Raw genomic sequence first — 14,530 nt, forward strand, 5'->3', positions numbered from 1 at the left:
TATGTTGCTGTCAAAACTGTATTTTATTTTTGGAGGTATAGTTCCTATGAGCAGCTAGTTCCATAAACCAGATGTAACGTTCTCGCTTACTTTCTAGCGGATGAGTCTTAATCAATTCTATTAGTTCCTTGGCCGTGGAGCTTTTAAAGCTTTGTAACAACCTCTGAGGATTCTGCTCTTTGGCGGAGAATATTAAATGAACATGATTACTCATAATGATCCATGCTCCTAAAATCATCCCTTTCTCTTCTATGCAAAACTTCAAGTGTTTTACAATGCAATCTTTATAAACCCTTCGTGTAAAAATACTTAGCCAAAATACTGTAGCAAAACTCACAAAATACCAGCCTTCAGGATTATAGAATTTATAGTTCCTACTCATTGAATAAAAATAATATTTATCTATTCAGATAGCAAACCACCATGCAAAGCATGGCGGGAACGAGGCTTTTTTTGTTGCAGTGTTTTCTCGATAATATATGTCACCTTTACATAATTCTTTTGCATCTTTAGACGCACATGACAGCGCAGTTCCTTTAGCAACTTCAATGGTAACAATTCCATCTTTTTCTATCGAATTTAATACAATAAGATTGTCAGATAAATCATTTATAAATGAACTTAAAGTTTCAGTTTTGAGTAATTTCAGAATATGATAAGGTTGTGCAAAATATTCTAAAGTTTTATCATCGATACCTATAATTACCTGTCCACCGTCAGAATTGGACATTGCCGAAATTTCTTTGAAAAGTTTAGTTTTAATTGATTTCAATTGAGATTCAGAGTTAGTAGTATTCCTGAAGTCTTTAAATTCAAGTCGATGATTTTCGGTTCTAGATTCTGTTCTTTTCAAAATGTATTGTAACGTAATAATATATGCAATTGCCTATACCTTCATTATATCTTTTCTTCAATATAGCTATTTTTTATTCTTTTAAGTCTACATGTGTATAAATCTCAAAGCCAAGAGAAGAATAATGAACTAATAATTTTTGAATATACCGTAACCCTCCCCTTCCTATAGCAGATGATGAGTGACAAAACTATAATTGAGTATTTAAGCTGTGCCACTTAACGGAGATATTAGGTAAGCTCATAATAAACAAAGCCAGGAGTAACTCTCCCGGCTTTGTTTCATTTATAGTACTGTCAATTATGTACAGCACATAGTATTTATCGAAATGGATCTATTTCACTATGAGTTTTTGGTTAATACTAGAGCTTCCATCGTTGATTTCTACAATGTAGGTGCCCGGAGTTAATGGTCTGCTTACTGATAGGCGACCATTATTAGCCTGAATACTATAGGCCAATTTGCCCAGCATGTTATACACTTTAACTGATTGAATTTTATGGTTAGCATCACGTGCCTGAACAACAAAATTTCCGCTGTTTGACGGGTTCGGATAAAGCATGAAATCCGGTCCTTCCACCTCACTGTCTTCTATTGAGGAAGCCGTTCTTGCACTTTGGTTAGAACTCACAGGAATCAATTCCCAACGTTGGTTATCATTATCATGGCAGCCCCATTGTACTATGTTAGCTCCATTTTCTGAATTTGAGCCTGACAAATCAATGCACAGACCACTATTTTTGTTGATGATTTTGTAATAACCATCACTCATTAATTGAAATTCAAAAGACTGGCAGTCGTGGCCGTTATTGTACCACTGCTGTAGGTTGCCACCATTTTCGTTTGAGGCATCAATAATTTCAACGTTCAGGCCGCTATAATCTGATACTATGGTGTAATAACCATCACTCTGCCTGGTAAGGTTAAAAAACTGACTGGCGCCTTCCCAGTATTCCCATTGTGATATATTTCCTCCGGCAGCAGTAGACCAATCATATACTTCCATTGCTTTGCCGCTACTTTTAGAGATAATGGCATAAGTACCATTGGCTACATTTCCTGCAGCCGGTGTGGCTGATTGTGGCCCTACAGCAATCTCATTACCAGACTCATCGTAAGTTTTTAACCAATAATAATAGGTGGTGCCATTGCTAACATTGGTATCAGTGTAACTATTTTCACCCCACACTATGCCCACTCTGGTTCTGCCTACAGGATCAGGGTCTGTATCTCGCATGACTTGGATGCTGCTAGACGGAATAAAATTAGCTGTCCAGTTTAAGTTAACTTGGCCATTTCCTCCACTGGCGCTAAGTGACATGGTTTTATTGGTATTACCAACTATTACAATATTAGGATTAGGCGGTGTAGTCATGCCTCCTCCAAAATAAAAACCCAAGTTGGGCGGCTGGTTGTAAGAATTATTTTGCCATGCCACTGCCGAGCGGTAATTAGGGTCATGCATTAAGGTATACATTCTTTGAGAAGTACTGTGGGGCGTTACAAAAACCACTAATTGCGTATTGTCTCCACTTCGGTAAATCACCTCTTCACGCCAGTCACCTAAAATATCGGCCATCAGGCATGGGTTAGATTTTGTCCCATTATTATCACTAATACTGGTTATATTATAGAGTGTAGCCGCCCTGTCAGTTCCTTGGTTGGCAGCATTCCACTTGGTAATCACCATTCGGTCAAGCAATTCTCTTTGCACATCGCCATCCCACCAAACGCCAAAGTTGTAGGTACGTCCACCACCAGCCGAAGTCGGTTGATTGGTAGAAATACGTGTACCTGTACTGCTATAGACACCAGAACCTTCTGATCCCCAAATCTCCATACCATAATGGTTTTCATCAATATCAGCCGCCATACAACGGCCAATGTCGCCAGTAGCGGCTAGAGACCACTGAATATTGCCGTTAGCAGCATTTCTCAGCGATAAACCCGGTATAGAAGAACCATTGGCACCTTCCAGACAACTAAAAAACTCTAATCCTGGTATATTCGGATTAATATCGGCCAAATGACCGGCATCTCCATGACCGTGCTGTGTTGAATAAATGCTTTGCCCATTTTCGTTTACAGCCATTGAGCCATAGATGATTTCATCTCGGCCATCACCATCAATATCACCAGCGGCAAGGTTATGGAAGCCCTGTCCGGTGTACGCAGTAGCAGAACCATTAGGATCACTGTCCCAAGCCCATCTTTTAGAAAGAGAACTATTATGGAAATCCCACGCTTCTAATTTTATTCTATGGTAAATGCCACGGCTAATCACGATACTAGGATTTATGCCATCAAGATAAGCAACAGCCCACATGCACTTAGTAGCTCTATGCCCGAGCTGAGAATCGTTCATGCCGGGCAGGCCCCACTGCACCATAGGTTCACGGTCAATATACCAGTTCCAAGCTACTTCTTGTCCTGTTTCGCCATCGAAAATAGAAATATAATCAGGCCCATCAACCCGGTAATAGCTCGAATTAAAAGCCATGGTAGAGCGATAGCTTGTCTGCCCATCACCATCGCGGTCTCCTATATTATGGCCGGTGCCATCAATCATTCCGTCTGAGGTGCGGGTGGCAATCTCTGCCTTTCCGTCATTGTCAAAATCATACACCAGAAAGTTTACCTCCACCGGATTAGCAATGTTAGGCCCTAAATTAATAGCCCAAAGAAAAGTGCCATCCATTTCATAAGCTTCCAGATAATGATAGGTAGTAGCTGAAGGCGTAGCATCATTAGACAGCCGCTTAATAACAATTTCATAGTCACCATCACCATCCAGATCTCCAACCGAGGCATCATTAATATTATAAGCAGCATAACTACCATTAATAGGCCGAACAGGAATGGTAAAATACTGATTAGTAAGCGTACTCACGGCCTCAGAAAGCCCCTGTTCTGCACCATTGATTACCGCTGCTACGCGGTAGCTGGCATTGCTGTTAGTAGCATCTACATAATTAGAAACATTAAGGTTAGATGCAATCAGGCTTGAGCCCCGATAGAGATTATAAGTAGCTCCCTGGGCATATTCATCTCCCAGAATCCGCCAGTTGACCAATACCTGGCTAGTAGAGGTGCGCACGGCTACTGTGCCACGATTCAAATTTTCCATGTAACGTTGCGCATGGATAAGGTTTGTATTGCTTATGAATAGCCATAGCAATACCATAAAGTTAAGTAGTCTAAACTTCATAAGAATTGGTTATAAGGTTGAACGAATAATAATATCATTTTGAAACATTTTGCCTCCTCACGATCTTTTATGCAGACTGCAGGATACTATCAATGTAACTCGGTCCATTTAGAGTTGCGGCCATGAACATTACGTATCCAGTTTGAGCAATTAATTAGTGAAAGCTCATTTCATTCTGCTAATACAAAGCGGAACTAGAAAATCGGTTTACTTATGTATTATGCCCTAAAATCGAGTAATTAGCTCAGGTTTGAATCAAAATGATCAATAAAATAAGGATATTTTTTGGTAAAAGAAATAAGGAAACATTGAAATAATTCATGAATTGCGCTCCGTGTGTTGTGTTTTATCAAGTAGGTAGATTGCTGTTTTTTCTAAGCTTGAATTGAAGGTTGGTATTTACTTTTGATATTTTGCTCCACTTTATATTCCCACACTATCATTCATTGGGCATGGTTCGAAAGAGTAAGTTTCTGCTTCTATATTTACCCTTTGGGAAATGATTTGGAAAGTTTACTATCATCTCATTATTAATGGTTAGTGTAATGGTCTATGACTTTTTTTATACTGATTACGCACTTTACAAAAACTACTCTTTCATTTTATCATGCCTTTTCTTTCTTTTGGCTTTTAATTGTAATTCTATATTAGAATAACTCATTAATTACTACACGCTAATATTTCAATTAATTTAAGGATTTGCTCTACGCTTCAGAACATATCGCCAAGCTTATTAAAGCCGGAGATGAAAAGGCCTTTGAGCATCTTTTTAGATCCAATTATGCAGGCATGTGCGGCTATGCTATGAAATACCTAGGTACTAAAGAGCTGGCCGAAGAAGTAGTGCAGGATGTATTTATGAATTTCTGGGATAAAAGGACTGTCTTAGAAGTTAGTGGATCTTTGGAAGCTTACCTCTTTAGGTCAGTAAGAAATGCATGTTTGAATAAATTAAAACATGCTAAGGTGCGTGTGCAGTATGTTGAATATCAGTTAAATGAGGCAAAACATGAAGAGGCGCAGGTAGCTGATGGTGTAGTAGAGCTAGAGCTGCAAGAGAAAATAGAGGAGTGCATAGGCCAATTACCTCCAGAACGGCAAAAGGTGTTTTTGTTGAGCCGAGAAGAGGGACTTAAATACAGGGAAATAGCTGAAAAACTTAAGATTTCAGTAAAAACAGTGGAGGCCCAGATGGGTAAAGCACTAAAATTCTTAAAAGAAAATTTGCAAGAATATCTGCCTATGCTGTTGATTCTGTCCTATTATAAGCTTATCGGCTGGTTGATGTTATGGAAAGACTTGTTGAATAAGTAAGGGTAAATGCTGTTGTGGGTGTCACTATATAAATGGATTAAATGAAGCATGAAGAGGAACATATCGAATATCAGTTAGTTTCAAAGTTTTTAGCTGGCGAGGCTGATGCTCAGGAAGAGCTACAGTTACAGGCTTGGGTGAAGGCTTCTGAACAAAATAGGAAGGATTTTGCTGATATGGAACGCCTATGGAAGCATACTGGTCATGTTGTGCCTCATGAAAAAGCTGATGTGAATGTTGATGCCGCTTGGGATACATTTAGGCAAAAGACGCAACAAAAAAGTGTAGCAGCTTCGAATACACAGATTAAACCTATGTATTATTTGATTAGAGTGGCTGCTGCTATCATTTTTGGTGTGCTAGTTTATGTGGGTTATAGAGGCTTGCAGCCCAAAGAAGAAGTTTTAGAGAATAAATTGCAGGCAACAGCGGAAACGATGATTCATTCCCTTACTGACGGATCTCAGGTAAGCTTAAATGTGAATTCTACTTTAACATATTCTGATAAATTTAATAGTAAGGAGAGGGCTGTGCAGCTAGTAGGGGAGGCTTTTTTTAAGGTAGCTGCTGATAAGCAGAAGCCGTTCGTTATTAAGGCGGAGCAGCTGACTGTTACTGTAGTGGGTACTGCTTTTTATGTGAATGCTTACGATAGTCTTGGCAATATTACGGTTGGCGTGGAGGAAGGTGTAGTTAAAGTAGCGGCTAATGATGAGGAGTATACGCTTACAAAAGGGCAGCATATCGCGTTCGATAAAAATAAGTCACTTTTTACTGCTGTAAATAGCTATAACGCGAATAAAATATTTTGGAAAACGGGTACTCTTACCTTTCAAAATGATTCATTAAAACATGTTTTTAAAACCATTGAAGAAGCATATCATATATCTGTTCAGGTTGAAAACTCCGCAATATTAAATTGTAAGCTTACAGCGAAATTCAAAAATCAACCTGTAGATAATATAATGGATATTATCAATACTAACTTCAATCTAGTCTCGGAAAAAAGGCAGGGTAGCATTTATATTTCTGGGAAAGGATGTCTGTAGCTATGCTTAGGTATATCTTGCTCTTTGCTTTTTGCATTACCACTTTTACATTGTCAGCTCAGGATGACCTGCTGAAAAGGCGAGTGAATGCACACATCAATAATGAGCCACTAGAAAGTGCACTAATGGCATTGAGTAACATGGCTAGTTTTACTTATTCCTATGACGCCAGCATTTTCAATACTACATCGGTTGTAAGTATAGCGGCTGAAGATAAATCTGTAAAACAAGCTTTGGATCAAATTCTGCCAAAACATGTGGTGTATAAAGTTAGTGGCAACCATTTGATATTACTGAGAAGGCTACAAGAGCCCGAAAGTGAAAAATTTACAGTATCGGGCAATGTGTTTGATGCGAATACAGGAAAGCCCTTGGCCAACGTTATGGTATATGAGGTGAGTAGTCTAGTTTCTTCCATGACTAATGAAAGTGGCGGTTTTAAAATGTCGGTGCCAGTTCAGTATGATCAGTTTGGTATATCATTTAATCAAAATACAATTAGAGATACGGTAATAGTAATACCTCCTAAAAACCATCATTTATCCATTTCTTTATCGCCAATAAAAGCAGCTAAGCAGGTGCAAAATATCGATATTGTTACTGATAAGCCATCGGTGGAATCATTGAAGTTAGTGCAGAAGTTAGTGTCTGATGAAGCATTGGTGAGGACCGAAAATGCTGATATAGTTATTCATAAAAAGGCGCAAGTTTCGGTGTGGCCTAGTGTAGGTACTAATTTAAAAATGGGTGGTTTCATTCAAAATACCTATTCACTTAACTTACTTGTGGGCTATGCTAGTGGTGTTGGAATTTTTGAGTTAGGAGGTCTTTTTAATATCAACCGAAGTGATGTAAGTGGAGTACAGATAGGAGGCGTAGGTAACATTACCGGTGGTGAGGCGCAAGCGGTGCAGGTTTCAGGTGTTTTTAATCATAATAAGGCGGCTATGGACGGTCTTCAGTTAGGAGGCGTTTATAATTTTGTGGCAGATTCGCTTGCCGGTCTGCAGATAAGCGGAGTGAGCAACAATGTACTGCATCAAATGAAAGGTTGGCAGATAAGTGGAGTGAGTAATTTGGTGAAACACAGGGCAAAAGGGGGGCAAATTTCGGGTGTTTCTAACTTTGTGAAAGAAGAAATGACGGGCATGCAGCTATCAGGCGTGTTGAATAGGGCCAAAGATATTGAAGGTTTGCAATTGTCTGGCGTGGCCAATTGGGTAAAAGGAGAAATTAGCGGAGTGCAGATTACAGGTATGCTAAATGTGGCAGAGAGCTTTAAAACTTGCCAGATATCAACTGTGGCCAACTGGTCTAAAAAGCCATCTTCAGGTATGCAGATAGGTGCGGTGCTCAACTATGCGCAAGATATAGAAGGAGCACAGGTGGCTTCGGTTCTTAACGTGGCGAGAAATGTTCAGGGAGTTCAAATAGGGCTGGTAAATATAGCAGATTCAATTACAGGAATACCTGTGGGGCTTGTTAGTATAGTCAAAAATGGCGGCATTCGACCTATTGAAATATCCACCAATGAAGTAACGGCATTCAATGTAGGTTTTAGAACTGGCGTGAGGAAATTCTATAATATATTTACTGCGGGGTATGGAGCTCTTGGAAGTGATACTCGGTGGTCTATTGGATACGGTTTTGGTACCGAGCGTAAATTGTCAAAAAAGTCTTTTCTAAATATTGATTATACCTCCAATTGGGTAAATGAGGGGGGCGGTTTTGTGAAGGAGCTTAGTATTCTTAATAGGCTAGATGTAAACTTTGGTTATGGAAAACAGAAAGGCTTAAAAATGGTGGCTGGTCCTTCTTTTAATATATGGCTTTCTGAAAATAGAGACCCGGATAGTGGGCAATATCTTACTAAGGTGGCGCCATATACTATGGTAGATCACGTTCTGGGTACTACTCTTATGCAGTTTTGGATAGGGGGTAGATTTGCTATAAGGCTTTGATTTGCAGTGTTTTTTCTTTTTAAGATTAATTTTTGATAAATATTTTCAAAAGAGAGTAAGGGTAGATTTATTCATAGTTGTGATCCTGATATAAACCAAAAATTATATCGCAATGAATAGATTTAACTGCTTACTTGTAATGCTACTTACCGTGTTAGCTGGGCAACATATTTACGCTCAATCAGGTCAAGTATGCCCAGTTCAATTGTCTTTTGTCCATCCTCTTGGAACAAACGGTAATTCCGCTTCAGATTATGTAAATCATTTTTCTTTTAATGTATTATATGGCAGTTCTGCTGGTGTTAGTGGGGCTGAGTTTGGGGGATTATTGAATCAGGCTTATGGCGATGTTCGTGGACTTCAGATGGCAGGGTTAGGTAATTACTCTGCAAAAGTAATGGGGGCACAATATGCCGGAATTTTTAATGTTTCTAATAATTTTCAAGGCACCCAAGCAGCGGGCATATTCAACATTAATTCTGGAGATAGCTCTCTGTCAACGGGGCTGCAGATGGCAGGTATCATTAATAAAAGTTCGAATATAGTAAAAGGAGTGCAAGTGGCCGGTATTGTCAATGTACAAACCGATTCTTTGAACGGACTGCAAATGGCAGGGGTAGTTAACCAAGCTAAAGATGTAAAAGGAGTACAAGCTTCGGGTGTTATAAATAAGGCTACTACTGTTACGGGAATGCAAATTGGCTTAATAAATATAGCCGATGAAGTTATTGATGGAGTGCAGTTAGGGTTAGTCAATATTTCCAGAAATGGATACAAAAAAGTAGAGGTAGAATACAATGAGAGTTTCTATTTAAATGTGAACTATAAAATGGGGAAGCGGCCACTTTATAGTATTTGGTCTATGGCTTATCGTGCCGATGCAGGTAAGAAGTATTGGGCTATTGGTTATGGGTTAGGAACTTACCATCAAATAGGTATCCTTACTTCGCTCAATTTGGATGCTATTCATCTCTTTGTAAATGAAGATGAATGGTGGACAGAGAAACTCAATATTCTTGAAAAGTTAAAACTCACCGGGTCTTGGCAGCTAACACCTGGCTTTGAAGTATATGCCGGAGCTTCTGTAAACCTTCAGTTTTCGAAGTTGAAAGATGCGGAAGGGAAGTTGCAAGGTAGCTCATTAGCTGTGCCCAGCTCATTCTATGATGAGGTGCATCATAATACCCGCATTATGATTTATCCGGGATTCCATGCCGGAGTAAGGTTTTAATACAAGCACCTAAAATCCTACATCATGAAAAATATAAAGGTCAATATATATGGTTTGCTGTGTAAAACAGCGGCTATGGCAACGCTCATCTTTTTATCCAATACATCATTTTCCCAGACTATTACTCAAACTATTAGAGGTAGAGTTACGGATCAAGACACCCGAGGTGCATTACCTGGTACTAATGTGGTTGTGATTGGTACTCATCCTGTTCAGGGTAGTGTTACGGATTTGGATGGTAATTTTAGAATAGATAATGTGCCTGTAGGTCGTGTGACGTTAAAAATCTCTTACATGGGGTATGAAGAACGGTTACTTCCTAACTTGCTAATTACATCTGCTAAAGAAATGGTTCTAGATATTGCTATGCAGGAATCGCTTACGGCAATGGATGAGGTGGTAGTAACAGCAGTAAGAGATAAGGCTGAGATAGATAATGACATGGCGCTGATCAGTGCAAGAGGGTTTACAGTGGAAGAAACTAAACGCTATGCTGGGGCATTTAACGATCCGGCAAGAATGGTCTCTGGCTATGCTGGGGTTAGTGGAGATGCGTCTGGCAACAATTTTATTGTGGTGCGAGGTAATTCACCAAAAGGGGTTCAGTGGAGGCTTGAAGGTATTGAGATACCTAACCCTAATCATTTTTCTGATGAGGGGGCTACCGGAGGCCCTGTAAATGCTTTAAATAGCCAAATGCTTGCTGATTCAGAGTTTTATACAGGCGCATTTTCGCCTCAGTATGGTAATGCCTTATCGGGTGTCTTTGATATGAAATTAAGAAAAGGCAATAACGAAAAGAGAGAATATAGCTTTAGCATTGGTGCATTAGGAACCGAAGCCACAGCAGAGGGGCCATTCTCTAAGGGTAGCAATGCCTCTTATCTTATAAATTACCGTTACTCTACAATGGGTATTTTGGATAACCTCGGGGTGGTAGATTTTGATGGAGTGCCAAAATATCAAGATATGTCATTTAAAATATTTGTTCCTACTAGTGCTATAGGCACATTTTCATTATTTGGCCTAGGCGGAAAAAGTAAAATTTTGGAAAAGGTTTATGATGATGAGGATGAAGATAAGCTGTTAGAACAGAATGATTATAAAGCTGATATGGGAGTGGTAGGATTGACCCACTATCTTTCGCTAGGTAAAAATAGTTACCTACAGAACATGCTTTCTATATCTACTAACGGAAGTGGGTTAAAAAGCTATAGACCTGATGGAAGTGCTAGCCTGATACTTCATGATGATGGAACGCTAAATAAGGATACATGGCGAGGAGCATCTACTTTCAATCATAAGTTCAATGCTCATCATAATCTTCAGGCTGGTGTCATTTACAGTGTGTATAACTTTGATTTTACCAATACTTATTTTGATGATGCCGAAGGTAGATTTATTGATGATCAAAATATCGATGGTGATGCAGGTCATTATCAGGGCTTTGTTAGTTGGAAGTATCGCCCTGTAGAGAAGTTGTCATTTGTAAGTGGTTTTCATTTGCATGGCACCACCCTTAATGATGAACTTTCATTTGAACCCCGAGCTAGCATGAAATGGCAGTTTAGCCCTGCTCAGGCATTTGTAGCTGGTTTTGGCGTACACGGTAAAATGGAGTCGCTTACCAATTATTATAGCATTATTCCTGATGCAAACGGTCAGGCTACTATGCCTAATATGAGCCTTGGTTTTTCTAAAGCCCTACATTATGTTTTAGGATATGAAAATCGGTTGGGAGCTAACCTGTTTCTAAAATTAGAAGCTTACTTCCAGCAATTGTATAATATTCCGGTAGAGAAGGATGTTAATAGCTCATATTCACTTATTAATCAGGTAGAATGGTTTACAGACAGGAAGCTTGTAAATGAAGGGAAGGGGCGTAACCTTGGTGTTGAAATTACATTAGAAAGGTATTTTTCTGATAACTATTTCTTTATGGTCACCGCCTCTGTGTATGATTCTAAATACACAGCGCTAGATGGCATAGAGAGAAGTACTAGGTTTAATGGGAATTTTTCTGGTAACGTGTTAGTGGGGAAGGAGTTTTTGTTGAGTAGTAATGACAGTAAAAGTAAAGTGCTAAGTGTTAATACCAAGTTATCCATTCTGGGGGCTAGGCGATATACCCCGATTAATTTAGAAGCCTCTATGGAGCAACAAGAGACTGTATTGTATGAGTCAGAGGCTTTCTCTCTGAAAGAAGATAATGTGTTTATTGGCAACTTGGCTATTAGCTATAGGGTTGATAAGAAGAAGACCAGTCAAGAGTTAAAGTTAGATCTTCAGAATGTTACTAATAACTCTGCTCAATTAAATAGCTATTACAATGATGTTTCTAATAAGCTAGAGTATTCAGAGCAGTTGCCACTGTTGCCTGTTATTATGTACGTGGTTCATTTTTAGTTAGATTGATCTGTATGAGCAGTGAAGGATATTAAATGGGTATATAGTGCATATACCCATTTAATATTTATTATTCTTTTATAAAAGTTAGTTGCGTGTTGGTAGCGGTCCTGATAAGGTATATTCCTTTTTTGAAATGAGAAACATTTATATCGGAATGGTTTTGTGTGCTGAGTACTTTCTGTCCTTTAGCATTGAATATATTAATTATTTCTCCAGTTTTAATTCCTTTAACCGAGATTGAACTGAAGGTGGGGTTAGGATAGACATTTACTGTGCTGATTTTTTCAGCGTTTAATTTAAGGTTGGTGTTTACTTTTGATATTTTGATCCAGTTTATATTCCATCCATCTGTCATGGCCCATAGCCCAAAAGAGTAAGTACCTGCTTCTATATTTACCGTTTGAGAAATGGTTTGCCAGTTTTGCCAGCCTCCTGTGTTTGGAATGTCCATTTCGCCCAGCCTTATGCTACCACTATTAAGGTCTGATGAAAATTGCTTATTATCATAAGGGGAGGCTACTCGATATTCTATCTTATAAGTTCCTGTTTCTGGTAAGGTAATGTTTTCGTATGCCATCCAACTGCCAGCTTCTATGTATGCTACATTTTCTCCGCCCTCGCTGCAGGCTTCAGTTTGCACGTTGTTATAGGCTGAATAATTTTCTGCCTCTATATGAATAGAAAGGTTAGAGGGTTGGTCTCCTGCCGGATTTATTTCGCGAATACTAACCATTTTGTATTGAGCTTCTTGTATGTCAGTATTTCTGATCAATACGGTGCCACCACCTTCAGAAATGATTTTGTTTTCAGCATAACCACAGTCTCCCACAGGTACGCTCCAAGACCCATCATCAATAATTTCGGCCACTTTTGTCCATGTAATGCCTGCCGAAGTATCACCGTTTGATTCTAGATCTACATAGCCTTCTAATTTCACATGGTTTGTGCCGGGTATATTATACGTTAAAAACTTAACACCTATCCACTTATCAGAAGGCATAATTTGGCTACCCGGTAAGAGCCTTCCTGATGATCCGTTTTCTCCAAAAGGATGAGTAAGTTCTTTGTAAAATACCCAAGTACCCGGATATCTAATTCCAAAATAGTAAGTGGTGGCTTCGCAGTTGTCTCTCCCATGGCCATTTATGCCGCTGCGTACTCCCATGATTAGGCCTCCATTGAAGGGGCCATCAGTCCCTATTCTTTTAAAATAAGCTGTAAACTCAGTGTTTTTGAAAAATAGAGGATGCTCTTGTGATGATTGAACGTAAAGGCGAGGCTGATTTCCTCCCATGTGTAACACCCCATTGCCATCGATATTAAATAGGTTGAAATCACCTCTTGGGGTGCTCCATCCAGTGGCATCATAAGGGTCGGGTGTATCTTGGTGTATATTTCGCGATGGACTGCCACTCCAGTGAGCCGAGTTCCACTCTAGTAAGGGCGAGGCTGAGGGCATTAAATATGGTATGCCAAAGGCATCTTTGTTTTGAGCGTTAACATCGAAAAAGACAAAAGCAGTAAGAATAAATGATGCCTTAATCAGGTAAATAAAATGATTCATTGGGTTAAGGTTATTGGTTGATTAATTAAGGGCATAATATACTTTAAAATATTAAATTTTCCGATGATAAATCGATTAAGCAAGTTATTGGGCTTGTCGTGGTTCAATGTAATGAATGATAAGAGGTAGAACCTACTTGATAGTAGTAGTTGCTAAAGTTGAATTTTGCAGCCGCAGCAGGGGCATTTTTTTACGGCATTCTTTTTATTGATTTTTTCCATAAAACCTGCACTTATTATTCCTGTTGGTAAAGCAATTAACCCGATGCCAAGTATAGCAATCAATCCACTTATAAATTTACCTGCTGCTGTAATTGGATAAACATCTCCATAACCTACAGTAGTAAGGGTAGCTACAGACCACCAGAAACTATCTAAAATGTTGCTAAATTTTTCTGGTTGAGCTTTACCTTCTATCTCATACATTAAAAAAGATGAGGTTAGTATTACTAAAAGTGATACGAATCCGGTGATTAATAGCTCCGATTTTTTATTGTTAATGACTGCCCAGATTTGTGTTAAAGCATTATTATATCTATTAATCTTGAAAATTCTGAAGAACCTCATTAGCCTTAATAATCTTAAAAACCTTAAATCTATAGTGATTAACAATGGTAGATAAAAGGGTAGTATGGCTAATATATCAATAATTCCAAATGGTGAAAATATAAATTTTAATGCGGATTTAGTGTGATTGTAAGCAGGGTGGCTTAGGTTGGAGATGTATACCCGTAAGATGTATTCAATTGTAAATATAATTATAGATATGAGTTCAAATATGCTCAGGAAAGAAGATAAAGTCTGGTGTGTTTTTGGGAATGTTTCTAGCATTAGAGCTATAACATTTAATAGAATAAGTGAGGTTATAAAGTAATCAAATATAATATTGATGCGAGAGCCGTGTGCTCCTTTCTCAATTAGTTTATAAATTATTAATTTCAT

10 protein-coding genes are annotated in these 14,530 nt (G+C 38.7%); 5 read left to right on the forward strand and 5 right to left on the reverse strand.

Annotated elements, in window-relative coordinates; translation table 11 throughout:
- Positions 1-10: 10 nt before the first annotated feature.
- From ACXACQ_RS08010 to ACXACQ_RS08020, 3 genes are all read right to left on the reverse strand, one after another.
- Positions 11-382: a transposase gene (locus ACXACQ_RS08010; protein WP_474975408.1), complete on the reverse strand. Its 372-nt coding sequence runs from the start codon at positions 380-382 to the stop codon at positions 11-13.
- A gap of 24 nt (positions 383-406) precedes the next feature.
- On the reverse strand, positions 407-853 hold the full coding sequence (locus tag ACXACQ_RS08015) for an AlbA family DNA-binding domain-containing protein (RefSeq protein WP_474975409.1): 447 nt from the start codon (positions 851-853) through the stop codon (positions 407-409).
- A 334-nt stretch (positions 854-1,187) separates the two neighbouring features.
- The gene (locus tag ACXACQ_RS08020) at positions 1,188-4,061 is read right to left on the reverse strand and encodes a rhamnogalacturonan lyase family protein (RefSeq protein ID WP_474975410.1); all 2,874 of its coding nucleotides are present in this window, start codon (positions 4,059-4,061) and stop codon (positions 1,188-1,190) included.
- A 699-nt stretch (positions 4,062-4,760) separates the two neighbouring features.
- Here ACXACQ_RS08020 and ACXACQ_RS08025 point away from each other — a divergent pair.
- The 5 genes from ACXACQ_RS08025 to ACXACQ_RS08045 all read left to right on the forward strand — a co-directional run bounded on the left by ACXACQ_RS08025 (position 4,761) and on the right by ACXACQ_RS08045 (position 12,022).
- Positions 4,761-5,375, forward strand: a complete 615-nt coding sequence (locus tag ACXACQ_RS08025) for an RNA polymerase sigma-70 factor (RefSeq protein WP_474975411.1) — start codon at positions 4,761-4,763, stop codon at positions 5,373-5,375.
- A gap of 41 nt (positions 5,376-5,416) precedes the next feature.
- Entirely contained in the window at positions 5,417-6,424 is a 1,008-nt protein-coding gene (locus ACXACQ_RS08030; RefSeq protein WP_474975412.1) for a FecR family protein, read from the forward strand.
- A gap of 50 nt (positions 6,425-6,474) precedes the next feature.
- Positions 6,475-8,385, forward strand: a complete 1,911-nt coding sequence (locus ACXACQ_RS08035) for a peptidase associated/transthyretin-like domain-containing protein (RefSeq protein ID WP_474975413.1) — start codon at positions 6,475-6,477, stop codon at positions 8,383-8,385.
- Positions 8,386-8,497: 112 nt separating this feature from the next.
- Positions 8,498-9,616 carry an LA_2272 family surface repeat-containing protein gene (locus tag ACXACQ_RS08040; protein ID WP_474975414.1) on the forward strand — a complete coding sequence of 373 codons (1,119 nt, stop codon included), beginning with the start codon at positions 8,498-8,500 and terminating at the stop codon, positions 9,614-9,616.
- 24 nt (positions 9,617-9,640) lie between these two features.
- Positions 9,641-12,022 (forward strand): TonB-dependent receptor, encoded by a 2,382-nt coding sequence (locus tag ACXACQ_RS08045; protein WP_474975415.1) that lies wholly within the window; start codon positions 9,641-9,643, stop codon positions 12,020-12,022.
- A gap of 70 nt (positions 12,023-12,092) precedes the next feature.
- On the opposite strand, the gene ACXACQ_RS08050 is transcribed toward ACXACQ_RS08045, so the two are convergent.
- Positions 12,093-13,589, reverse strand: coding sequence for a carbohydrate-binding protein (locus tag ACXACQ_RS08050; RefSeq protein ID WP_474975416.1), 1,497 nt, complete (start codon positions 13,587-13,589; stop codon positions 12,093-12,095).
- 152 nt (positions 13,590-13,741) lie between these two features.
- Positions 13,742-14,530 carry an ion transporter gene (locus ACXACQ_RS08055; RefSeq protein WP_474975417.1) on the reverse strand — a complete coding sequence of 263 codons (789 nt, stop codon included), beginning with the start codon at positions 14,528-14,530 and terminating at the stop codon, positions 13,742-13,744.

It is taken from the genome of Fulvivirga sp. AWR4_260 (assembly GCF_056158185.1).

What these genes read in the sequence shown, in the direction of transcription:
- ACXACQ_RS08010 (WP_474975408.1), bottom strand. Translation starts at nt 382, where the DNA reads ATGAGTAGGAACTATAAATTCTATAATCCTGAAGGCTGGTATTTTGTG.
- ACXACQ_RS08020 (WP_474975410.1), bottom strand. Translation starts at nt 4,061, where the DNA reads ATGAAGTTTAGACTACTTAACTTTATGGTATTGCTATGGCTATTCATA.
- ACXACQ_RS08030 (WP_474975412.1), top strand. Translation starts at nt 5,417, where the DNA reads ATGAAGCATGAAGAGGAACATATCGAATATCAGTTAGTTTCAAAGTTT.
- ACXACQ_RS08040 (WP_474975414.1), top strand. Translation starts at nt 8,498, where the DNA reads ATGAATAGATTTAACTGCTTACTTGTAATGCTACTTACCGTGTTAGCT.
- ACXACQ_RS08045 (WP_474975415.1), top strand. Translation starts at nt 9,641, where the DNA reads ATGAAAAATATAAAGGTCAATATATATGGTTTGCTGTGTAAAACAGCG.
- ACXACQ_RS08050 (WP_474975416.1), bottom strand. Translation starts at nt 13,589, where the DNA reads ATGAATCATTTTATTTACCTGATTAAGGCATCATTTATTCTTACTGCT.
- ACXACQ_RS08055 (WP_474975417.1), bottom strand. Translation starts at nt 14,530, where the DNA reads ATGAAATTAATAATTTATAAACTAATTGAGAAAGGAGCACACGGCTCT.